Genomic DNA, 21,525 nt, shown 5'->3' on the forward strand with positions numbered 1-21,525 from the left:
CTTGATCGGCCCTGACGAGAGCCGTTCACGTTCCCGTGGTTCAGTGGCCGCATGCCCAGGAGGCCTTGGCCGTCGCCCCCTCCGCCTGCGTGCGCAATGCACGTACCGCCTCGGCGGGGTCGGATGCGCCGTAGACCGCCGAGCCGGCGACGAACACGTCGGCCCCCGCGTCCGCGCAGCGCTCGATGGTGGAGGCCGAGACTCCGCCGTCGACCTGGAGCCACAGCTCCAGGCCGTGCTTGCTGATCAACTCGCGGGTGCGGCGAATCTTGGGGAGCATGATGTCGAGAAAGGCCTGACCCCCGAAGCCCGGCTCGACCGTCATGATCAGCAACATGTCGAGCTCGGGAAGCAGATCCTCGTACGGCTCGATGGGCGTCGCGGGCCTCAGCGCCATGGAGGCACGGGCGCCCTTGGCCCGGATCTCCCGGGCGAGCCGGACCGGAGCGGCGGCCGCCTCGACGTGGAAGGTGACGGACGAGGCCCCCGCCTCCACGTACTGGGGCGCCCACCGGTCGGGGGCCTCGATCATCAGATGGCAGTCCAGCGGGGTGTCCGTCGCACGGGCCAGCGACTCTACGACCGGCACGCCGAGGGTGAGGTTCGGGACGAAATGGTTGTCCATCACGTCTACGTGGAGCCAGTCGGCTCCCTCAACCGCCTTCGCCTCGTCCGCGAGGCGGGCGAAGTCGGCGGACAGGATGCTGGGATTGATCTGCGCGGCCATGCCCCAAGACTGCCATGTCCGGGCACGAATGTTCGCGCCGGTCCAGACCTGAGCCGTTCATCGGATGTTGCACCGGGGCTGCCGGTGCCATGCTGGGCGGCCGATCGGCTCCACGAGCGGCTGTGGGGGTGGCCATGACGGGGATCCAGCGGAACGGACAGGGGCAGCGGGGCATCGCACATCTGGTGTGCGGGCGGCGTGCCAAGTGGCTGGTGCTGGTGCTGTGGCTGGTGGTGCTGTTCCTGACGGCACCGTTCGCCTCGAAGCTCACCGACGCACAGGACAACGACGCGGCCTCCTGGCTGCCCGGCTCCGCCGAGTCGACCCAGGTCCTGGAGATCTCCGAGGACTTCAGGCCCGAGCAGATCCCCGCGATCGTGGTGTACGCCCGCGAGGACGGCCTGACCGCCCAGGAACGGGCGCAGATCACCGAGGACACGGCCGAACTCGAGCAGTTGACGGCCCACGGCATCCGCGGTGACGAGACCCGGGGCCCGGTCTACGACCGTCAGACCGACCCGCGCGCCGCCCAGGTCCTGGTGCCGATCACCATGGACGAGAAGGGCTGGGAGGAGATCGCACCCGCGGTCGACTCCATCCGCGAGATCGTCGGCGAGGGCGGCGACGGGCTCGCCGTGCACATCACCGGCCCGGGCGGCACGTCCGCCGACTTCTCCGAGGCCTTCGAGGGCATCGACTCCACGCTGCTGATCTCGGCGATGGCCGTGGTCATCGTGATGCTGCTCCTCACCTACCGCAGTCCCACCCTCATCCTGGTCCCGCTGCTCGCGGTGATCGCCGCGCTGCTCACCGCCCAGGCGCTGATCTACTTCCTGGCGGAACACGCGGGCCTGACGGTCAACGGCCAGAGCGCGGGCATCCTGACCGTGCTCGTGTTCGGCGCGGGGACGGACTATGCCCTGCTGCTGGTCGCCCGCTACCGCGAGGAACTGCGCCGCCACGAGGACCGCCACGAGGCGATGGCACTCGCCCTGCACCGCGCGGGCCCGGCGGTCCTCGCCTCCGGCGCGACCGTCGTGCTGAGCATGCTGGTGCTGCTGGCCGCCGAGATGAACTCCACCAGGGGCCTCGGGCCGGTGGCGGCGATCGGCGTCGCGGTCGCCCTGCTGGCGATGATGACGCTGTTCCCGGCGCTGCTGGTGATCTTCGGCCGCTGGATCTTCTGGCCGGTGATCCCGCACCTCGGCACGCCGAACCCGGCCGACCGGGGCTTCTGGGCCCGGATGGGCGGCCGTATGGCCGTCCGCCCCCGCATGGTCTGGGGCGTCACCGCGGTGGCGCTGGCGATCTGCTCGCTCGGCATGATCCAGCTGCGCGCCGAGGGCATCAGCAACGCCGACGCCTTCACCGGGAAACCGGACTCGATCGTCGGCCAGGAGGTCTCGGCACGCTACTTCCCGGCCGGAAGCGGTGATCCACTGGTCGTCGTCAGCAACCAGGCGCAGGCGCGGCAGGTCGGCGAGACGGTCGCCGCCACCCGGGGCGTCGTCCCCGAGTCGCTCGGTCTGCCACCGGGCACCAAACCGTCCTTCGAGGGCAAGGTGCTGTTCGAGGCCACCATGACCGATCCGGCCGACAGCGCGGCCGCGAAACAGACCGTGGAACGGGTGCGCGACGCCGTGCACGCGGTGCCGGACGCCGACGCCCAGGTGGGCGGCGGTACGGCAGCGCTGCTGGACATGGACGAGGCGACCACCCACGACAACAGACTGATCATCCCGCTGGTGCTGGTCGTCGTGCTGCTGATCCTGTGCGTGCTGCTGCGCGCGCTGATCGCCCCGCTGCTGCTGATCGGGACGGTGATCCTTTCGTTCACGGCGGCCCTCGGCATCAGCGCGCTCGCGTTCCGCTACGTCTTCGACTACGCGGGCGAGTCGACGGACTTCCCGCTGTTCGTGTTCGTCTTCCTGGTCGCCCTGGGCATCGACTACAACATCTTCCTGACCACCCGCATCCGGGAGGAGGCCGCCCATCAGGGCACCCGCAAGGGCACGCTGACGGGCCTGGCCGCGACCGGGGCCGTCATCACCTCGGCGGGCCTGGTCCTCGCGGGCACCTTCGCCGCCCTGGCCACCCTGCCGATGGTCGCCTTCGCCGAACTCGGCTTCGCGGTGGCCCTGGGCGTGCTCCTCGACACGTTCATCGTGCGGTCGGTGCTGGTCACGTCCCTGTTCCTGGACGTGGGCCCGAAGGTGTGGTGGCCGCACCGGCTGGCCCGGGAGGACGGCGGGTCCCCCGGCGCCGAGGCGGTGGGGGCCGGAGTCAGCCGGTCCGTCGAATGAGCGCCAGATACATGGCGTCGGTCCCGTGGCGATGCGGCCACAGCTGTACGTCGGGACCCTCGCCGAGGTCCGGCACTCCGGGCAGCAGGGGCCGGGCGTCGACGAGTTCGGCCTCGGGGTGCTGCTTGAGCACGTCGTCGACGACGGCCCGGGTCTCCGCGAGATGCGGCGAGCAGGTGGCGTAGCCGACGATCCCGCCGACCCGCACGGAGTCGAGCGCGGAGTGCAGCAAGTCGCGCTGCAGCGGCGCGAACCCTTCGAGGTCCTCGGGGCGCCTGCGCCAGCGGGCCTCGGGCCGCCGCCGCAGCGCGCCGAGCCCGGTGCACGGCACGTCCATCAGCACCCGGTCGAAGGAGCCGGGCCGCCACGGCGGCCGGGTCCCGTCGGCGGCGATGACCTGGTAGGGCCCTGGGTTGCCGTCGAGGGTCCTGGCGACGAGCCCGGCCCGGTGCGGCTGCATCTCGGAGGCGAGCAGGAAGGCCCCGCGCTCGGCGGCGAGAGCGGCGAGCAGCGCGGCCTTGCCGCCGGGCCCGGCGCATCCGTCGAGCCACTTCTCGTCCCGCCCTTCGAGGGGCGCGTGGGCGAGGGCGAGGGCGACGAGCTGGCTGCCCTCGTCCTGCACACCGGCCCGGCCGTCCCGTACGGCCTCGATGGCGCCGGGCTCGCCGCCCTCGGCCAGCCGCACGGCGTACGGCGACCAGCGGCCCGCCACCGCGGCCTCCTCCCGAAGCAGCTCGTCGGTGGTGGACCGGCCCGGCCGCGCCACCAGGGTCACCTCGGGCCGCTCGTTGTCGGCCGCCAGCAGTTCCTCGATGCCGGCCCGCCCGCCGCCGAGCGAGTCCCACAGCGCGGAGACGACCCAGCGGGGGTGCGAGTGCACGACGCCGAGATGGTCCTCGGGGTCCTTGTCGTAGGGCGGCGCGACCTTCGCGACCCACCCGTCGAGGTCGTCCTGCGCGACCTTGCGCAGCACGGCGTTGACGAACTTCGCCCGCCCGTCGCCGAGCACCACCCGGGCGAGCTCGACGGACGAGGACACGGCGGCGTGCGTCGGGATCCGCGTCCCGAGCAGCTGGTGCACGCCGAGACTGAGCACGTCGAGCACCGGCGGGTCGACCTCGCGCAGCGGCCGGTCGATACAGGCTTTGATGACGGCGTCGTACGTTCCCTGCCGGCGCAGCGTCCCGTACACCAGCTCGGTCGCCAGCGCCGCGTCCCGCCCGTCGAAGTCGCCCTTTGCCCGCGCCTTCCGCAGCAGCGGCGGCAGGACGAGGTTGGCGTACGCGTCCCGCTCGTCCACGGCTCGCAGCGCCTCGAAGGCGAGGAAGCGGACGGGGTCCTTCTGCGGCCGACGGTAGGGCTTGCCGGCGGGGCGGGGCCGACGGGGCTGGTCACTCACGAAAAAGGTGCTCCGGGTTCAGAGGGGGATACCCGCCAAGGGTAAGTCCGTGGCCCCGCGTATCACGCGCCGAGGGTCTCGCCGTCACCGATGCGCACCCCGCGCGCCCAGTCGGCGGCCTTCATCGGCTTCTTGCCCTGGGCCTGCACCCACACCAGCTCGACGGCGCAGGAGCCCGTGCCGACGTGGACGTCGTTCTTGCCGACGGAGAGCACGCCGGGGGCCAGGTCGGTCCGCTCGGGCACGGGCCGGGCCTGGACCAGCTTGAGCCGTTCGCCCCGGAAGACCGTCCAGGCGCCGGGCGCCGGGGTGCACCCGCGCACCACCCGGTCCACCCGCAGCGCCGGCGTCGCCCAGTCCACCCGGGCGTCCTCGACGGTGATCTTCGGGGCGAGCGTGATGCCCTCGGCGGGCTGCGGTACGGCCTTCAGCGCGCCGTCCGCGATCCCGTCCATGGTCGCGGCGAGCAGCCCGGAGCCCGCGAAAGCGAGCCGGGTCAGCAGGTCGCCGCTGGTGTCGGTGGGCCGGATCTCCTCGGTGACCGTGCCGTAGACGGGCCCGGAGTCGAGCCCCTCCTCGATCAGGAACGTCGAGGCGCCGGTGATCTCGTCCCCCGCCATGATGGCGTGCTGCACCGGGGCGGCCCCGCGCCAAGCGGGCAGCAGCGAGAAGTGCAGGTTGACCCAGCCGTGGGCGGGGATGTCGAGGGCCACCCTGGGCAGGAGCGCGCCGTAGGCGACGACGGGGCAGCAGTCCGGGGCGATCTCCCCGAGCCGCTCCAGGAACTCCGGATCCCGCGGCCTGACCGGCTTCAGCACCTCGATCCCGGCTTCCTCGGCCCGCTGGGCGACGGGTGAGGCGACCAGCCTCCGCCCACGTCCGGCCGGCGCGTCGGGCCGCGTGACGACGGCGGCCACCTCGTGCCGCCCGGAGGCGAGCAGAGCGTCCAGAGCGGGAACGGCGACCTCGGGGGTACCGGCGAAGACGAGCTTCATGGGTGGGTTCGGGCCTCTCGGGCGGGGGCGGGGCGGGCAACGCCCAAGTCTATGACCACGTATGAAACAGCGATGAGGGACCAACCCGACGCCCACGATCGAGGCGCAGACCCCCCTCCGGGGGCGTACGCAAATGCCCATACGCCCCCGGTGCGTGACCAGCGGAGCACAGACGCGTTGGTCAAGACAGAGTTGACCAACGCGGGCCGTACATCGCGCGGCCCGATCCTTTTCATCGCCGGTTCGAGAGGCTTGTTCATGGCCGACCACGCAACCCACGACGCCCAGGCTCGGGCCAGCCTGCACTTGCTGGTGCGGGACATCGAGCGGGTCCGCCGGCAGGTGGACGCACTGCGCACGCTCACCGCCCAGCTGGGCAACGTCTACCGCCCGCGCCGCTCCGGCCCGTCCACGGGCTTCGTCGTCTACGGACGCGCCCCCGCCCCAACGGTCCGACTCGCCCAGGAACTGCGGGACAGTGTCGAGACGCTGGTCACGGCCGCCGTGGACTTCGACCGCTCGCTCGGCTTCTCGTGGGACGCGGTGGGTTCCGCCCTCGGAGTCACCAAGCAGGCGGTGCACCGCCGTTACGGCGCGCGCCGCGCCACGGCCCAGACGGTGACCGAGCCCGAGCGGACCACGGACGCCGCGCCTTCCCGCACGGTCAACGTGGGCTCCGGTATCACCACCGTGCCCACGGTCCCGGCCGCACGCTCGATGCCGTCCCAGCCGACGGCAGGCAGCCCGTCCCTTCGCGACGAGGCCAGGCCGACCGCCTTCCCCGCCCCCCGCAACGGCTGACCGATCCCCTTCCTGCCCTCCCGGCGCATCCGGGAGGGCAGCCGCATGTCACGGGTCCACCACGCGACCGCGTTCCGGCGCGCGTCAACGCTCCGCGCGCACCACCGCGTTCCAGCGCAGCACCGCATTCCGGCGCCTCGAGCGACCGAGGCCCCCTGGCGGCCGCGTTGCCCAGAACCCCGGCGGCCAGGCCCGTATCGCCGGGGCGGCCGTCGCTCGTCCCTCGCCTCAGCCGATGTCGGGCGGATCGATCCGCACCCGGACCCCCGCCTCTGCGCCCCCACGCGCCATCCGCGCCGCCTGCGCGGCCTTCAGCGCGGACGCCAGCGCAGACCCCGTCCCCGGCGGCACCCGGATCAGCGCCCGCTCCCAGTGCTCCCCGGGCGGCGGCGCCCCCGCCCGGCGCGGACGCCCGGCGGTCGTGACGGGCACCGGCACGGGCCCCAACACCTCGGCCTCCGAAGGCAGTTCCACCGCCCCCAGGAACTCGGCGAGCGCCTCCGCGGGCGCCGACACCGCCGCCATCCGCGACACCGGGGGAAATCCCAGCTCGGTCCGCTCAGAGAGCTCCCGCACCGCATGGCCGACGGGGTCCCATCGCACGAGGGCCTGCACGGGCCGCAGCGTGGGTTCGGCGACGATCACGACCGTGCCCCCCGCACCCTGCGGCCGTACCAGCGCCGCCACGCCGAGCCACCGCCGCAACGCGTCCTCACCGGCGCGCAGATCGGGGCGCCCGAGCATGGCCCAGCCGTCCAGCAGCAGCGCGGCCGCGTACCCGCCCTCGGCGACGGGTTCGGCCCCCGGTGTGCTCACCACCAGCGCGGGCGCCGACGTCACGGTGTCCAGCACCTGCTCGCGCCCGGAGGTCCGCACCGGCACGGCCGGAAACGCCCGTCCCAGCTCCTCCGCGGTACGTCGCGCCCCCACGACCTGCGCCCGCAGCCGGAACGCACCGCACTCCGGACAGTGCCAGGCACCCTCGTCGCGCCCGCACCACCCGCACCGCAGCGCGGCCCCGGACTCCTGCGCCTCCAACGGCCCGGCGCAGTGCCGACAGCGCGCGGGCGCCCGGCAGTTGGCGCACGCCATCCGCGGTACGTAACCCCTTCGGGGCACCTGGACGAGCACCGGCCCCTGCTTCAGACCCTCCCTGACGACCTGCCAGGCGAGGGTGGGCAGCCGGGCGGCCCGGGCGGCCTCGTCCCGGGCGAGATCGCCGTCACCGACGGTCCGGACGAGCGGAGCGGCGCCCCGCACCTGTTCCCGCCCCGCGACGAGCGGCCGGGCCCAGCCGCTCTCCACGAGCTGCGCCGCCTCGACGGTGCAGCTCCAACTGCCCAGCAGGAAGGCGCACTTGTCGAGCGCGGCCCGCAGCAGCAGCACCTCCCGGGCATGAGGCTGGGGAGCGTGCTGCTCGCTGTGGCTGTCGTCGCCGTCCTCCCAGATGGCGACCAGCCCGAGATCCTGAACGGGGGCGAACATGGCGGCCCGCGTCCCGATGACCGCCCGTACGGAACCGCGTCGCACGGCCAGCCACTCCCGATACCGCTTCTCGGGCCCGGCGTCGGCGGTGAGCACGGCGTGCCGCCCCTCCCCCAGCAACGCCGTCAACGCGGCGTCGGCCCGCGCGACCGCCCGCCCGTCCGGCAGCACCACCAGCGCGCCGCGCCCGGAGGCCAGCGTCGCCGCCACGGCCCGCGCCAGCTCCTCGCTCCACTGCGGCCCGGGCAACGCGTTCCACACGGCCCGTGGGGCGCCCCCCGAGGCCAGCGCCTCCACGAACGCCGCCCCGTGCTCGTACCGCTCCCAGGACCCCGCCTCGGGTGCGCTCGGCGGCGGCAGCGGCGCGGGCGACGGCCGCTGCTCGGCCCTCGCACTGCGCGGCGGAACGGCAAGCTGCAGCACGTCGGCAAGACTCCCGGCGTACCGATCGGCGACCGCCCGCGCCAGCCCCAGCAGCTCCTCGCCGAGCACCGGTTCGGGCGACACGACCTGGGCCAGCGCGGCAAGAGGCCCGGAGTAGTCGGACTCGGCGAGCCGCTCGACGAGGAACCCGTCGATCAGCCCGCCACCCTCACGCCGGCCGTCCCGCACCCGGTGCCGCCCTGCCCCGAACCGCACCCGCACCCGCACCCCGGGCTGCGCGTCGGCGTCCAGTTCCTCGGGCACCGCGTAGTCGAAGTACCGGTCGAGGTGCAGCACTCCCTTGTCCACCAGCACCCGGGCGACGGGCAGTTCCTTGGCCAGCGCGGCCCCGCGCCAGGTCCGCGGCTTGGCCCGAGGCTTCTTCGCCTGCCGCACGCTGTCCCGAATGAGCGCAAGCTGCTCGGGCGGCGCCCCTTCGGCCCCACCGTCCACCGACCCGTTCTCGCTGCTCACACCTGCATTCTTACCAAACGCCACTGACAACCGACGACGCCCAAGGCCTTGGACGGCAACGCCAGGCACTCCGCCGCGGACCGCGACGAGCGCGGCTCCGTGCGCCGGCCTCGAGAACGTGCGGCTCCACCGGGCAAGGCCGCCTCGCCCCGGCGGCACGCTTCGCGGAGTACACCGGCTGGACGGCGCAGATCAGACGACGAAACGGCAGCCTCGCAGTAGCCCGCAGCTGCGGAACGCCGACGAGGCCCGTCCCCCACCGGGGGGCCGGGCCTCGAAACGGAGCAGGTCGACCTACGGTCCTACAGTCCCGCAGCCTTCCGCAGCGCGTCCACGCGGTCCGTCTTCTCCCACGTGAACTCGGGCAGTTCGCGGCCGAAGTGGCCATACGCCGCCGTCTGGGCGTAGATCGGGCGGAGCAGGTCGAGGTCGCGGATGATGGCGGCCGGGCGGAGGTCGAAGACCTCGTCGATGGCCTTCTCGATCCGGTCGGTGTCGACCTTGGCGGTGCCGAAGGTCTCCACGAACAGGCCGACCGGCTCGGCCTTGCCGATCGCGTAGGCGACCTGGACCTCGCAGCGGGTGGCGAGACCCGCGGCGACGACGTTCTTGGCGACCCAGCGCATCGCGTACGCCGCCGAACGGTCCACCTTGGACGGGTCCTTGCCGGAGAACGCGCCACCGCCGTGGCGGGCCATGCCGCCGTACGTGTCGATGATGATCTTGCGGCCGGTCAGGCCGGCGTCGCCCATCGGGCCGCCGATCTCGAAGCGGCCGGTCGGGTTGACCAGGAGACGGTAGTTCTCGGTGTCGAGCTTGATGCCGTCTTCGAGGAGGGCCTTGAGCTCCGCCTCCACCACGAACTCGCGGATGTCGGGGGCCAGCAGCGACTCCAGGTCGATGTCCGACGCGTGCTGCGAGGAGACGACGACCGTGTCGAGACGGGCGGCCTTGTCGCCGTCGTACTCGATGGTGACCTGCGTCTTGCCGTCGGGGCGCAGGTAGGGGATGGTGCCGTTCTTGCGGACCTCGGACAGGCGCTTGGACAGGCGGTGCGCCAGGAAGATCGGCAGCGGCATCAGCGTGGGCGTCTCGTCGCACGCGTAACCGAACATCAGGCCCTGGTCACCCGCGCCCTGGCGGTCCAGCTCGTCCTCGTCGCCCTCGACCCGGGACTCGTAGGCGGTGTCGACGCCCTGCGCGATGTCCGGGGACTGCGCGCCGATCGACACCGAGACGCCGCAGGAGGCGCCGTCGAAGCCCTTCTTCGAGGAGTCGTAGCCGATCTCCAGGATCTTGTCGCGCACCAGCTGGGCGATCGGCGCGTACGCCTTGGTCGTTACCTCTCCGGCCACGTGCACCAGGCCGGTCGTGATCAGCGTCTCGACGGCGACCCGGGAAGTCGGGTCCTCCTTCAGGAGCGCGTCGAGAATGGTGTCGCTGATCTGGTCAGCGATCTTGTCGGGGTGACCCTCGGTCACGGACTCCGAGGTGAACAGGCGACGGGACACAACGCTCCCTGGGGTTGCAGCGGCTGCTGGCTGATCATTGGCGGACGGTCGGGGGCTGCGCCCGGCGTCGTCCGAGAACAGTTTATCGGTCGTACTCGGCCACCGGCCTCCCTGTCTCGCCTCTCGGGAGGGCTGTGACCTGCGGCACAGGCATTCTGCCCAATGGCGAGTGGGCTTGGCCAGGGGCGCCACGCCCCAATCTGCGGGGCTCGAGCGATCCTTGGGCCAAAAGGAGACGGTCAGCCCAGGCGTTCGGCCACCAGGTCCCACACGGTTTCGGCCAGGGCTTCCTTCGGGCCGTGCGGGACCGGCGTCTCGCTGCCGTCGGCGCCCAGCACGAGGGCCTCGTTCTCCTCGGAGCCGAAGGTCTTGCGCTCCCCCACCTCGTTCACGACGAGGAGGTCGCAGCCCTTGCGCCGCAGCTTCGTACGGCCGTTGGCCAGCACATCGTCCGTCTCGGCGGCGAAGCCGACGACCACCTGGCCGGGGCGGGCGCGGTCGGCGGAGATCTCCGCGAGGATGTCCGGATTCCGTATGAGCACGATGGGGTCGGGGTCCTGGCCGTCCTTCTTCTTGATCTTGCCTGCAACGTACGTCTGCGGCCTGAAGTCGGCCACCGCCGCGGCCATGACGACCACGTCGGCGTCCGCGGCGGCCTTGAGCACCGCCTCCCGCAGCTGTACGGCCGTCCCGACCGGGACGACGTCCACGCCCGCCGGGTCGGGCAGGCCGGTGTTCGCCGCGATCAGCGTGACCCGGGCCCCCCGCGCCGCGGCGGTGCGGGCGAGGGCGTAGCCCTGCTTGCCGGAGGAGCGGTTGCCGAGGAAGCGGACCGGGTCGAGGGGTTCGCGGGTGCCGCCGGCGCTGACGACGACGTGCCGGCCCGTGAGGTCGGGTTCGGTGACGCCCCGGGCCAGGACGCGCCGGCAGACCTCGAAGATCTCGGCGGGATCGGGCAGCCGGCCCTTGCCGGTGTCGACGCCGGTCAGGCGGCCCACGGCCGGTTCGACGACCACGGCGCCCCGGCGGCGCAGCGTCGCCACGTTCTCCCGGGTGGCCGGGTGTTCCCACATCTCGGTGTGCATCGCGGGCGCGAAGACGACCGGGCAGCGGGCGGTGAGCAGGGTGTTGGTGAGGAGGTCGTCGGCGAGGCCGTGGGCGGCCTTGGCGAGCATGTCCGCGGTGGCGGGGGCGACGACCACCAGGTCGGCGTACTGGCCGATGCGGACGTGCGGCACCTCGTGGACATCGTCCCAGACCTCGGTGGAGACCGGGTGGCCGGAGAGCGCGGACCAGGTGGCGGCGCCGACGAAGTGCAGGGCGGAGGCGGTGGGCACCACCCGGACGTCGTGCCCGGACTCGGTCAGTCTGCGCAGCAGCTCACAGGCCTTGTACGCGGCGATGCCACCGCTGACGCCCAGAACGACCTTCGGCTTGTCCACCGTTTCTCCCCGCACCTCGGAAAACGTACGCCGCGGCTCCCGCCGTACACGACTCCATCACACACCACAGGCCCGGCAGTCGCGCTGCCGGGCCTGTGGAAAAGCTCACCGCAAGCTGAAAATGCTACTGCGCCGGGCCTTCGACAGCCTCGGACGTCAGCAGTCCCGCGTTGATCTCGCGCAGGGCGATCGACAGCGGCTTCTCGTGGACGTGGGTGTCAACGAGCGGGCCGACGTACTCGAGGAGACCCTCGCCGAGCTGCGAGTAGTACGCGTTGATCTGGCGGGCCCGCTTGGCCGCGTAGATGACGAGGCTGTACTTCGAGTCCGTGGCCTCGAGAAGCTCGTCGATCGGCGGGTTGATGATGCCCTCGGGCGCGGAGATGGAAGAGGACACGCTCTACCTTCCGATGGATGGGAAAAGATCAGTCATGATCACACAACTTCCATCAAGGCTAGCAGCTCGCGCGCTACATCCTCGACGGAGGTGTTGACCAGGGTCACGTCGAACTCCGGCTCGGCCGCCAGTTCGATCTTCGCCGCCTCCAGGCGGCGCTCGATCACCTCGGGCGGCTCGGTGCCTCGACCGGTGAGTCTGCGCACCAGCTCCTCCCAGGAGGGCGGGGCCAGGAACACCAGCTGGGCGTCCTTCATGGACTCGCGGACCTGCCGGGCACCCTGGAGGTCGATCTCCAGGAGCACAGGCTCACCCGCCTCCAGGCGCTCCAGCACGGCCGCACGCGGCGTGCCGTAGCGGTTGCCGGCGAACTCGGCCCACTCCAGCAGCTCACCGTTGGCGATCAGCTTGTCCATCTCCTCGTCGGTGACGAAGAAGTACTGGACTCCGTGCTTCTCGCCAGGACGAGGCTTGCGGGTCGTCGCCGACACCGAGAGCCAGACCTCGGGGTGTTCCTTGCGCATATGAGCGACGACCGTGCTCTTGCCGACCCCGGAGGGGCCGGAGAGCACGGTCAGCCGCGGACGTTCACTCATGCAGCGATTATTCCAGCAATCCCGGAGTGCCCGGGACTCCCTTCCCGGAGTGACCCGGGGTTCAGGAGCCGGTGCTGCCGAACTCACGCTCCAGGGAGGCGATCTGGTTGGAACCGAGGCCGCGCACACGGCGGCTTTCGGAGATGCCGAGTCGCTCCATGATCTGCTTGGCGCGGACCTTGCCCACGCCTGGCAGGGACTCGAGCAGCGCGGAGACCTTCATCTTGCCGATGACGTCGTTCTCCTGGCCCTGCTTGATGACCTCGTGCAGGGAGGCGCCGGAGTGCTTGAGTCGATTCTTGACCTCGGCCCGCTCCCGGCGAGCCGCGGCGGCCTTTTCGAGCGCGGCTGCGCGCTGTTCAGGGGTAAGGGGCGGAAGAGCCACGCCTACGTCACCTCGGATGTCGAACTGTCGGATACGGACCGGTGAGGAACCTAGTCGCCCCACACCTGGGGAGCTACGAGCAACACGCTTGCCCGTTCGCTCTCGTCGGAGACTAGCGGCCAAGTGCGCCAGAGTCAGCGAGAACAGCGGAAAAGTCCTGGTCAGCCTCCGCCAGGCCGGACATTTCAGACATACTGCCCAGGATTTGAGGATGTATTCAGACTCAAGTCGGCTCCGGACCACTCATCGGAGGACTCGAGCACCGAGGCGAAGGCCTCAGGCGGCCGCCACCGCGGCCCGGATCTCCTCCGCGAAGCGGTCCGCGGCGTCACGCAGTGCGACGACGTCGGGACCGTGGCGCAACACACCCCGGCTGACGTTCGGCACGACGTTGCGCACGGCCGCGCCGAAAACGCCCGGAAGATCGGCCGGAGTGGCCCCCTGGGCGCCGATCCCGGGCGCCAGGAGCGGCCCGTTGATGTCCAGGTCGTACGACGACAGGTCGCCCAGCGTGGCGCCCACGACGGCCCCGAAGGACCCCAGGGGCCCCTCTCCCGCGTTCTCGGCGGCCAGGTGGGCCAGCATCGTCGCTCCGACGTCGCGGCCGTCGGCGCGGACCGCGTGCTGGACTTCGCCGCCCTCCGGGTTCGAGGTCAGGGCGAGCACGAACAGGCCCGTGCCGGTCTCCCGTGCCAGCTCGACGGCCGGCCCGAGCGAGCCGTAGCCGAGGTACGGCGAGACGGTCAGCGCGTCGGAGAAGAGCGGCGCGTCCTTGTGCAGGAAGGACTCGGCGTACGCGGCCATGGTCGAGCCGATGTCGCCGCGCTTGGCGTCCATCACGACCAGCGCGCCTGCCGCTCGCGCCTCGGCGACCGTCTTCTCCAGGACGGCGACGCCTCGCGAGCCGAAGCGCTCGAAGAAGGCGCTCTGCGGCTTGAGGACGGCGACCCGGTCGGCCATCGCCTCGACGACCGTGCGGCTGAATCGCTCCAGGCCGGCCACGTCGTCGTTCAGGCCCCACTCGGTGAGCAGGGCGGCGTGCGGGTCGATGCCGACGCACAGCGGGCCGCGCTCGTCCATGGCGCGGCGCAGCCGGGCGCCGAAGGGCTCGGTCATGCCGTCTTCCTCACGTCGGCGCCGACCGCGTCGGCGAGGGTCGCGTAGGGGCTCGTGCGCAGACGCGCGGCGAGTCCCTTGTGGATGGCGCGGCCCCAGAAGGGGCCCTCATAGATGAAGGCGCTGTACCCCTGGACGAGCGTGGCGCCCGCAAGGATGCGCTGCCAGGCGTCCTCGGCGTTCTCGATGCCGCCGACGCCCACCAGGGTGATCCGGTCGCCCACGCGCGCGTAGAGGCGGCGCAGCACCTCCAGGGAGCGCGCCTTCAGAGGCGCTCCGGACAGCCCGCCGGTCTCCTTCACCAGGCCGGGCTCGGACGTCAGGCCGAGGCCCTCGCGCGCGATGGTGGTGTTGGTGGCGATGATCCCGTCCAGGCCGAGCTCGACGGCCAGGTCGGCGACCGCGTCGACGTCCGCGTCGGCGAGGTCCGGCGCGATCTTCACCAGGAGCGGGACGCGGCGCGAGGTGACCGCGCGGTCGGCGGCCTCGCGGACGGCGCTCAGAAGGGGCCTCAGCGCCTCGGTGGCCTGGAGGTTGCGCAGCCCCGGGGTGTTCGGCGACGACACGTTCACGACCAGGTAGTCGGCGTACGGGGCCAGCCGCTCGGCCGACTTCACGTAGTCGCCGACGGCCTCCTCCTCCGGGACGACCTTGGTCTTGCCGATGTTGACGCCGACGACGGTCCTGAAGACGGGCGTACGGGAGGCCAGGCGGGCGGCGACGGTCAGCGAGCCGTCGTTGTTGAAGCCCATGCGGTTGATCAGCGCGCGGTCCTTCACGAGCCGGAACAGCCGCTGCTTGGGGTTGCCGGGCTGCGCCTCCCCCGTGACCGTGCCGATCTCGACGTGGTCGAAGCCGAGCATCGACATGCCGTCGATGGCGACGGCGTTCTTGTCGAAGCCGGCGGCGAGCCCGAAGGGGCCGTGCATCCGCAGCCCGAAGGCCTCCGTGCGCAGCTCCTTGTGGCGGGGCGCGAGGGCGGCGGCGGCGAACGTCCGCAGGACGGGGATCCGGACGGCGAGCCGGATCCAGCGGAAGGCCAGGTAGTGAGCTTTCTCGGGGTCCATCCGGGTGAAAACCAGACGGAAGAAGAGCTTGTACATCGCGAGAGTCCTCTGGGGTCCTCATGAAGAGGGGGACACCTTCCGGTGTCCCCCTCAGGGCTGCTAGTCGCGGGCCGCGGTCAGGTGTCGCGCGTGTTCCTGGAGCGATCGGACGCCCACGTCTCCGTGGTTGAGGGCGTCGATGCCCTGGACGGCCGCCGCGAGCGCCTGGACGGTCGTCAGGCACGGCACGGACCGCGCCACGGCCGCCGTACGGATCTCGTAGCCGTCGAGGCGGCCGCCGGTGCCGTACGGGGTGTTGACGATGAGGTCGACCTCGCCGTCGTGGATGAGCTGGACGATGGTCTTCTCGCCGTTCGGGCCGGTGCCCTCAGACTGCTTGCGCACGACGACGGCGTTGATGCCGTTGCGCTTGAGGACCTCGGCCGTGCCGGAGGTGGCGAGCAGCTCGAAGCCGTGGGCGACCAGTTCGCGCGCCGGGAAGATCATCGAGCGCTTGTCGCGGTTGGCGACGGAGATGAAGGCACGGCCCTTGGTCGGGAGCGGGCCGTAGGCGCCGGCCTGCGACTTGGCGTACGCCGTGCCGAAGACGGAGTCGATGCCCATGACCTCGCCGGTGGAGCGCATCTCCGGGCCGAGGACCGTGTCCACGCCCCGCCCGTGGATGTCGCGGAAGCGCGACCACGGCATGACGGCCTCCTTGACGGAGATCGGCGCGTCGAGCGGGAGTTCGCCGCCGTCACCGGTCGCCGGGAGCAGCCCTTCCGCGCGCAGCTCGGCGACGGTCGCGCCCAGGGAGATCCTGGCGGCGGCCTTCGCCAGCGGCACCGCGGTCGCCTTCGAGGTGAAGGGGACGGTGCGGGAGGCACGCGGGTTGGCTTCGAGGACGTACAGGATGTCGCCGGCCATCGCGAACTGGATGTTGATCAGGCCGCGGACGCCGACGCCCTTGGCGATGGCCTCGGTGGAGGCCCGCAGGCGCTTGATGTCGAAGCCGCCGAGCGTGATCGGCGGCAGCGCGCACGCCGAGTCGCCGGAGTGGATGCCGGCCTCCTCGATGTGCTCCATGACACCGCCGAGGTAGAGCTCCTCGCCGTCGTACAGGGCGTCGACGTCGATCTCGATCGCGTCGTCGAGGAAGCGGTCGACCAGGACCGGCCGGGAGGGGCTGATCTCGGTGGACTCGGCGATGTACGACTCCAGGCGCGTCTCGTCGTAGACGATCTCCATGCCGCGCCCGCCGAGGACGTACGACGGCCGCACCAGGACCGGGTAGCCGATCTCGTCGGCGATGGCCTTGGCGCCCGCGAAGGTGGTCGCGGTGCCGTGCTTGGGGGCCGGGAGACCGGCCTCGGCGAGCACACGGCCGAAGGCGCCGCGGTCCTCGGCGGCGTGGATCGCCTCGGGCGGGGTGCCCACGACCGGTACGCCGTTGTCCTTGAGGGCCTGCGCCAGACCCAGCGGGGTCTGGCCGCCGAGCTGCACGAGCACGCCCGCGATCGGGCCGGCCTGCGCCTCCGCGTGGACGATCTCCAGCACGTCTTCCAGCGTGAGCGGCTCGAAGTACAGGCGGTCGGAGGTGTCGTAGTCCGTGGAGACGGTCTCCGGGTTGCAGTTGACCATCACGGTCTCGTAGCCGGCGTCGCTCAGCGCGAAGGAGGCGTGGACGCAGGAGTAGTCGAACTCGATGCCCTGGCCGATGCGGTTGGGGCCGGAGCCCAGGATGATCACCGCGGGCTTCTCGCGGGGCGCGACCTCGGTCTCCTCGTCGTAGGAGGAGTAGAAGTACGGCGTCTTCGCGGCGAACTCGGCGGCGCAGGTGTCGACCGTCTTGTACACCGGGCGCACGCCCAGCGCGTGCCGCACCTCGCGCACGACGTCCTCGCGCAGCCCCCGGATCTCACCGATCTGCTGGTCGGAGAAACCGTGCCGCTTGGCCTCGCCGAGCAGCTCGGCGTCCAGGCGCTCGGCGGCGGCGAGCTCGTCCGCCACCTCCTTGATCAGGAAGAGCTGGTCCACGAACCAGGGGTCGATCTTCGTGTACGCGAAGATCTCCTCCGGCGTGGCACCGGCGCGGATCGCCTGCATGACCGTGTTGATCCGGCCGTCGGTGGGACGGACCGACGCTTCCAGGAGCTCCTTCTTGTCGCCCGTCTCGCCGACGAACGTGAACTGCGAGCCCTTCTTCTCCAGCGAGCGCAGCGCCTTCTGGAACGCCTCGGTGAAGTTCCGGCCGATGGCCATGGCCTCGCCGACCGACTTCATGGTCGTGGTCAGCGTCGAGTCGGCCGAGGGGAACTTCTCGAAGGCGAACCGCGGCGCCTTGACGACCACGTAGTCGAGGGTCGGCTCGAAGGACGCCGGGGTCTTCTCCGTGATGTCGTTCGGGATCTCGTCGAGCGTGTAGCCGACGGCCAGCTTGGCGGCGATCTTGGCGATCGGGAAGCCGGTGGCCTTGGAGGCGAGGGCCGAGGAGCGCGAGACCCGCGGGTTCATCTCGATGACGATGATGCGGCCGTCGACCGGGTCGACCGCGAACTGGATGTTGCAGCCACCGGTGTCGACGCCGACCTCGCGGATGATCGCGATGCCGATGTCCCGCAGGCGCTGGTACTCACGGTCGGTCAGCGTCATCGCGGGGGCGACGGTGATCGAGTCGCCGGTGTGGACGCCCATCGGGTCGAAGTTCTCGATGGAGCAGACGACCACGACGTTGTCGTTCTTGTCGCGCATGAGCTCCAGCTCGTACTCCTTCCAGCCGAGGATGGACTCCTCCAGGAGCACCTCGGTGGTGGGAGACAGCGTGAGGCCCTGACCGGCGATCCGGCGCAGCTCCTCCTCGTCGTGCGCGAAGCCGGAGCCGGCGCCGCCCATGGTGAAGGAGGGACGGACGACGACCGGGTAGCCGCCGAGCTGCTCGACGCCCTTCAGTACGTCGTCCATCGAGTGGCAGATGTAGGAACGGGCGGACTCGCCGTGCCCGATCTTCTGGCGGACGGCCTCGACGACGTCCTTGAAGAGGTCGCGGTCCTCGCCCTTGTTGATGGCTTCGACGTTGGCGCCGATCAGCTCGACGCCGTACTTCTCCAGCACACCCTGCTCGTGCATGGAGATCGCTGTGTTGAGGGCGGTCTGGCCCCCGAGCGTCGGCAGCAGCGCGTCCGGCCGCTCCTTGGCGATGATCTTCTCGACGAACTCGGGGGTGATCGGCTCGACGTACGTGGCGTCGGCGATCTCCGGGTCGGTCATGATCGTCGCCGGGTTGGAGTTGACCAGGATGACGCGCAGGCCCTCGGCCTTGAGGACGCGGCACGCCTGGGTGCCGGAGTAGTCGAACTCGGCGGCCTGGCCGATGACGATCGGGCCGGAGCCGATGACCAGGACGGACTGGATATCGGGGCGCTTAGGCACGCTGGCCCTCCATCAGGGATACGAAGCGGTCGAACAGGTAGGCGGCGTCGTGCGGGCCGGCTGCCGCTTCGGGGTGGTACTGGACGCTGAAGGCGGGGCGGTCGAGGAGTTGCAGCCCCTCCACCACGTTGTCGTTGAGGCACACGTGGGACACCTCGGCACGGCCGAACGGGGTGTCGGAGACCTTGTCGAGCGGGGCGTCGACGGCGAAGCCGTGGTTGTGCGCGGTGACCTCGACCTTGCCGGTGGAACGGTCCTGCACCGGCTGGTTGATGCCGCGGTGGCCGTACTTCAGCTTGTACGTGCCGAAGCCCAGCGCGCGGCCCAGGATCTGGTTGCCGAAGCAGATGCCGAAGAGCGGGGTCCCGCGCTCCAGCACCGCCTGCATCAGCGCGACCGGGTGGTCGGCGGTGGCGGGGTCGCCGGGCCCGTTGGAGAAGAACACGCCGTCCGGGCCGGCCGCGTACACCTCCTCGACCGACGCCGTCGCCGGCAGCACGTGCACCTCTATGCCGCGCTCGGCCATGCGGCGCGGCGTCATGCCCTTGATGCCGAGGTCGACCGCGGCGACGGTGAACTTCTTCTCGCCGATCGCCGGGACGACGTACGTCTCCTTGGTGGCGACCTCCGCGGAGAGGTCCGCGCCCTTCATCTCGGGGGCCTGGCGCACCTCGGTGAGCATGGTGTCCTCGTCGGGCAGCGCGTGGCCGGAGAAGATGCCGACGCGCATGGCGCCGCGCTCGCGCAGGTGGCGGGTCAGCGCGCGGGTGTCGATGCCCGAGATCCCGACGACACCCTGCTGACGCAGCTCGTCGTCGAGCGAACGGCGGGAGCGCCAGTTGGACGGCACGCGCGCGGGGTCGCGCACGACGTATCCGGCGACCCAGATCTGCTTCGACTCGTGGTCTTCGTCGTTGACGCCGGTGTTGCCGACGTGCGGGGCGGTCATCACGACGACCTGGCGGTGGTACGACGGGTCGGTGAGCGTCTCCTGGTAGCCGGTCATCCCGGTGGAGAACACGGCCTCGCCGAAGGTCACCCCCACGGCCCCGTAGGCACGGCCGCGGAAGGTGCGGCCGTCCTCCAGGACGAGTACGGCGGGAGGCGCCTTCGTGTCGGAAGCGATTCCCTTGGTGGAGGTCGTCATCGTTCGGCGCCTTCCCTGGTGGTTGTTTTGATCATGGAGTTAATGACGTCGACCCACTCGTTGTGCTCGGCCGCGCGCTCGGAGCGGAACCCGGAGTCGAGCAGCCTCTCGCCGTGCGCCCAGGTCACCACGAGCAGTCCGCCCTCGGTCAGCACCTTGCCGGCGATGCCCTTGTCGAGCCGGGCCTCGCGCAGCGCCTCGAGAGGGACGAAGAAGTCCGTCGCTCCCGGACGTACGACGTCCAGTCCCGCGTCCGTCAGCGTGAGCTCGACGCGGCTGCGGGTGCCCAGGCCGTGCGCCACGATGCGGTCGAGCCAGTGACCGGCGGTGGTGGAGCCGTGGTAGCGGCCGCTCATCGTCAGTCTCGCCGCACCGGGCTCCTGCGGCGCGGTGGGCAGCTCGGGCAGGTCGCCCTGGAGGGTGCCGCGCCACTTCCAGCCCTCGCGCATCAGCCAGTAGACGAGCGCGACGAACAGGGCGAGGCCGACCAGCCAGCCGATGCGGGCGGCCCAGTCGGTGACCTCAGCCGATTCCTTCTCGGCGGCCAGCAGAATTACAGGTGTCACGTGAGCTTCCCGTCGACGAGCGTGGCCTTGCCCCGGAGCCAGGTGTGCGTGACACGGCCCGGCAGCTCGCGCCCCTCGTAGGGCGTGTTGCGGCTGCGCGAGGCGAAGCCCGCGGGGTCCACGGATCCACGGTATTCCGTGTCGACGAGAGCGAGGTTGGCGGGCTCACCTGCCGAGACGGGACGGCCGTGGCCCTTGGCCTGCCCGATCCGGGCCGGCGCGAAGGACATACGGTCGGCGACCTGCGCCCAGTCGAGCAGTCCGGTGTCCACCATCGTCTCCTGGACCACCGACAGCGCGGTCTCCAGACCGACCATGCCCATGGCGGCCGCGGCCCACTCGCAGTCCTTGTCCTCGTGCGGGTGCGGGGCGTGGTCGGTGGCCACGATGTCGATCGTGCCGTCGGCGAGCGCCTCGCGCAGCGCGAACACGTCGCGCTCGGTGCGCAGCGGCGGGTTGACCTTGAAGACCGGGTTGTACGTCCGTACCAGCTCGTCCGTGAGCAGGAGGTGGTGCGGGGTGACCTCGGCGGTGACGTCGATGCCGCGGGACTTGGCCCAGCGCACGATCTCCACCGAGCCCGCGGTCGACAGGTGGCAGATGTGGACGCGGGAACCGACGTGCTCGGCGAGCAGCACATCCCGGGCGATGATCGATTCCTCTGCCACCGCCGGCCAGCCCCCGAGCCCCAGCTCGGCCGAGACGACGCCCTCGTTCATCTGGGCGCCCTCGGTCAGCCGCGGCTCCTGCGCGTGCTGGGCGACGACCCCGCCGAACGCCTTCACGTACTCCAGCGCCCGGCGCATCATCACGGCGTCGTCGACGCACTTGCCGTCATCGGAGAAGACGGTGACACCGGCGGCCGACTCGTGCATGGCGCCCAGCTCGGCGAGCTTCTTGCCCTCCAGGCCGACGGTGACGGCACCGATGGGCTGGACGTCGCAGTAGCCGTGCTGCTGTCCCAGCCGGTAGACCTGCTCGACCACTCCGGCCGTGTCGGCGACCGGGAAGGTGTTGGCCATGGCGAACACGGCGGTGAAGCCGCCGGAGGCGGCCGCGCGCGTGCCGGTCAGCACGGTCTCGGAGTCCTCGCGGCCCGGCTCGCGCAGATGGGTGTGCAGGTCCACGAGTCCCGGCAGGAGCACCTTGCCGCCGGCGTCGACGACCTCCGCGCCCTCGGCCGACAGACCGACGCCCACCTCGGCGATGGTCGCGCCGTTGATCAGCACGTCCTGCGGCTCGCCGCCGAGCACCTTCGCACCACGGATCAGGATCTTGCTCAT

The 21,525-nt window shown here is 71.4% G+C and carries 17 protein-coding genes; 2 read left to right on the plus strand and 15 right to left on the minus strand.

The window, feature by feature from the left end; all coding sequences use genetic code 11:
• Positions 1-40: 40 nt before the first annotated feature.
• Positions 41-727, minus strand: coding sequence for a ribulose-phosphate 3-epimerase (rpe, locus tag KUM49_RS27195; protein ID WP_217239591.1), 687 nt, complete (start codon positions 725-727; stop codon positions 41-43).
• A 134-nt stretch (positions 728-861) separates the two neighbouring features.
• Between rpe and KUM49_RS27200 the strand changes: the two genes are divergently transcribed.
• Positions 862-3,030 (plus strand): MMPL family transporter, encoded by a 2,169-nt coding sequence (locus tag KUM49_RS27200; RefSeq protein WP_254401844.1) that lies wholly within the window; start codon positions 862-864, stop codon positions 3,028-3,030.
• On the opposite strand, the gene KUM49_RS27205 is transcribed toward KUM49_RS27200, so the two are convergent.
• Positions 3,011-4,429, minus strand: a complete 1,419-nt coding sequence (locus tag KUM49_RS27205; RefSeq protein WP_217239593.1) for an RsmB/NOP family class I SAM-dependent RNA methyltransferase — start codon at positions 4,427-4,429, stop codon at positions 3,011-3,013. The genes KUM49_RS27200 and KUM49_RS27205 overlap by 20 nt on opposite strands.
• 62 nt (positions 4,430-4,491) lie before the next feature.
• Complete coding sequence (gene fmt / locus KUM49_RS27210; RefSeq protein ID WP_217239594.1) at positions 4,492-5,424, minus strand: methionyl-tRNA formyltransferase; 933 nt, start codon at positions 5,422-5,424, stop codon at positions 4,492-4,494.
• Between the two features lie 258 nt (positions 5,425-5,682).
• Here fmt and KUM49_RS27215 point away from each other — a divergent pair, with 258 nt between their 5' ends.
• A complete protein-coding gene (locus KUM49_RS27215) occupies positions 5,683-6,225 on the plus strand; it encodes a hypothetical protein (RefSeq protein WP_217239595.1) in 543 nt (180 codons plus the stop codon).
• A 228-nt stretch (positions 6,226-6,453) separates the two neighbouring features.
• Here KUM49_RS27215 and KUM49_RS27220 read toward each other — a convergent pair whose 3' ends face one another.
• The 12 genes from KUM49_RS27220 to KUM49_RS27275 form a co-directional block, all read right to left on the minus strand.
• Positions 6,454-8,607, minus strand: coding sequence for a primosomal protein N' (locus tag KUM49_RS27220; RefSeq protein ID WP_217239596.1), 2,154 nt, complete (start codon positions 8,605-8,607; stop codon positions 6,454-6,456).
• A gap of 302 nt (positions 8,608-8,909) precedes the next feature.
• Positions 8,910-10,118: a methionine adenosyltransferase gene (gene metK / locus KUM49_RS27225; RefSeq protein ID WP_217239597.1), complete on the minus strand. Its 1,209-nt coding sequence runs from the start codon at positions 10,116-10,118 to the stop codon at positions 8,910-8,912.
• Positions 10,119-10,357: 239 nt separating this feature from the next.
• Positions 10,358-11,560: a bifunctional phosphopantothenoylcysteine decarboxylase/phosphopantothenate--cysteine ligase CoaBC gene (coaBC, locus tag KUM49_RS27230; RefSeq protein ID WP_217239598.1), complete on the minus strand. Its 1,203-nt coding sequence runs from the start codon at positions 11,558-11,560 to the stop codon at positions 10,358-10,360.
• 124 nt (positions 11,561-11,684) lie between these two features.
• Positions 11,685-11,957: a DNA-directed RNA polymerase subunit omega gene (gene rpoZ, locus KUM49_RS27235; protein ID WP_003988945.1), complete on the minus strand. Its 273-nt coding sequence runs from the start codon at positions 11,955-11,957 to the stop codon at positions 11,685-11,687.
• Positions 11,958-11,995: 38 nt separating this feature from the next.
• Positions 11,996-12,553 carry a guanylate kinase gene (gmk, locus tag KUM49_RS27240; RefSeq protein WP_217239599.1) on the minus strand — a complete coding sequence of 186 codons (558 nt, stop codon included), beginning with the start codon at positions 12,551-12,553 and terminating at the stop codon, positions 11,996-11,998.
• A gap of 61 nt (positions 12,554-12,614) precedes the next feature.
• Positions 12,615-12,938, minus strand: coding sequence for an integration host factor (locus KUM49_RS27245; RefSeq protein WP_003977346.1), 324 nt, complete (start codon positions 12,936-12,938; stop codon positions 12,615-12,617).
• Positions 12,939-13,214: 276 nt separating this feature from the next.
• Positions 13,215-14,054 carry an orotidine-5'-phosphate decarboxylase gene (gene pyrF / locus KUM49_RS27250; RefSeq protein ID WP_217239600.1) on the minus strand — a complete coding sequence of 280 codons (840 nt, stop codon included), beginning with the start codon at positions 14,052-14,054 and terminating at the stop codon, positions 13,215-13,217.
• Positions 14,051-15,157: a quinone-dependent dihydroorotate dehydrogenase gene (locus KUM49_RS27255; protein ID WP_217239601.1), complete on the minus strand. Its 1,107-nt coding sequence runs from the start codon at positions 15,155-15,157 to the stop codon at positions 14,051-14,053. The genes pyrF and KUM49_RS27255 overlap by 4 nt, the downstream gene beginning before the upstream one ends.
• Positions 15,158-15,220: 63 nt before the next feature.
• The gene (gene carB / locus KUM49_RS27260; protein ID WP_217239602.1) at positions 15,221-18,529 is read right to left on the minus strand and encodes a carbamoyl-phosphate synthase large subunit; all 3,309 of its coding nucleotides are present in this window, start codon (positions 18,527-18,529) and stop codon (positions 15,221-15,223) included.
• Positions 18,522-19,676, minus strand: a complete 1,155-nt coding sequence (gene carA / locus KUM49_RS27265; RefSeq protein ID WP_217239603.1) for a glutamine-hydrolyzing carbamoyl-phosphate synthase small subunit — start codon at positions 19,674-19,676, stop codon at positions 18,522-18,524. The genes carB and carA overlap by 8 nt, the downstream gene beginning before the upstream one ends.
• Positions 19,673-20,242: a hypothetical protein gene (locus KUM49_RS27270; RefSeq protein WP_217239604.1), complete on the minus strand. Its 570-nt coding sequence runs from the start codon at positions 20,240-20,242 to the stop codon at positions 19,673-19,675. Before KUM49_RS27270 ends, carA begins: the two co-directional genes overlap by 4 nt.
• Positions 20,239-21,525, minus strand: a complete 1,287-nt coding sequence (locus KUM49_RS27275; protein WP_217239605.1) for a dihydroorotase — start codon at positions 21,523-21,525, stop codon at positions 20,239-20,241. The genes KUM49_RS27270 and KUM49_RS27275 overlap by 4 nt, the downstream gene beginning before the upstream one ends.

The organism is Streptomyces sp. AC555_RSS877, from assembly GCF_019049245.1.
In the GTDB taxonomy this organism is placed as follows: Bacteria; Actinomycetota; Actinomycetes; order Streptomycetales; family Streptomycetaceae; genus Streptomyces.

What these genes read in the sequence shown, in the direction of transcription:
- rpe (WP_217239591.1), bottom strand. Translation starts at nt 727, where the DNA reads ATGGCCGCGCAGATCAATCCCAGCATCCTGTCCGCCGACTTCGCCCGC.
- KUM49_RS27200 (WP_254401844.1), top strand. Translation starts at nt 862, where the DNA reads ATGACGGGGATCCAGCGGAACGGACAGGGGCAGCGGGGCATCGCACAT.
- fmt (WP_217239594.1), bottom strand. Translation starts at nt 5,424, where the DNA reads ATGAAGCTCGTCTTCGCCGGTACCCCCGAGGTCGCCGTTCCCGCTCTG.
- KUM49_RS27215 (WP_217239595.1), top strand. Translation starts at nt 5,683, where the DNA reads ATGGCCGACCACGCAACCCACGACGCCCAGGCTCGGGCCAGCCTGCAC.
- gmk (WP_217239599.1), bottom strand. Translation starts at nt 12,553, where the DNA reads ATGAGTGAACGTCCGCGGCTGACCGTGCTCTCCGGCCCCTCCGGGGTC.
- pyrF (WP_217239600.1), bottom strand. Translation starts at nt 14,054, where the DNA reads ATGACCGAGCCCTTCGGCGCCCGGCTGCGCCGCGCCATGGACGAGCGC.
- KUM49_RS27255 (WP_217239601.1), bottom strand. Translation starts at nt 15,157, where the DNA reads ATGTACAAGCTCTTCTTCCGTCTGGTTTTCACCCGGATGGACCCCGAG.
- carA (WP_217239603.1), bottom strand. Translation starts at nt 19,676, where the DNA reads ATGACGACCTCCACCAAGGGAATCGCTTCCGACACGAAGGCGCCTCCC.
- KUM49_RS27275 (WP_217239605.1), bottom strand. Translation starts at nt 21,525, where the DNA reads ATGAGCAAGATCCTGATCCGTGGTGCGAAGGTGCTCGGCGGCGAGCCG.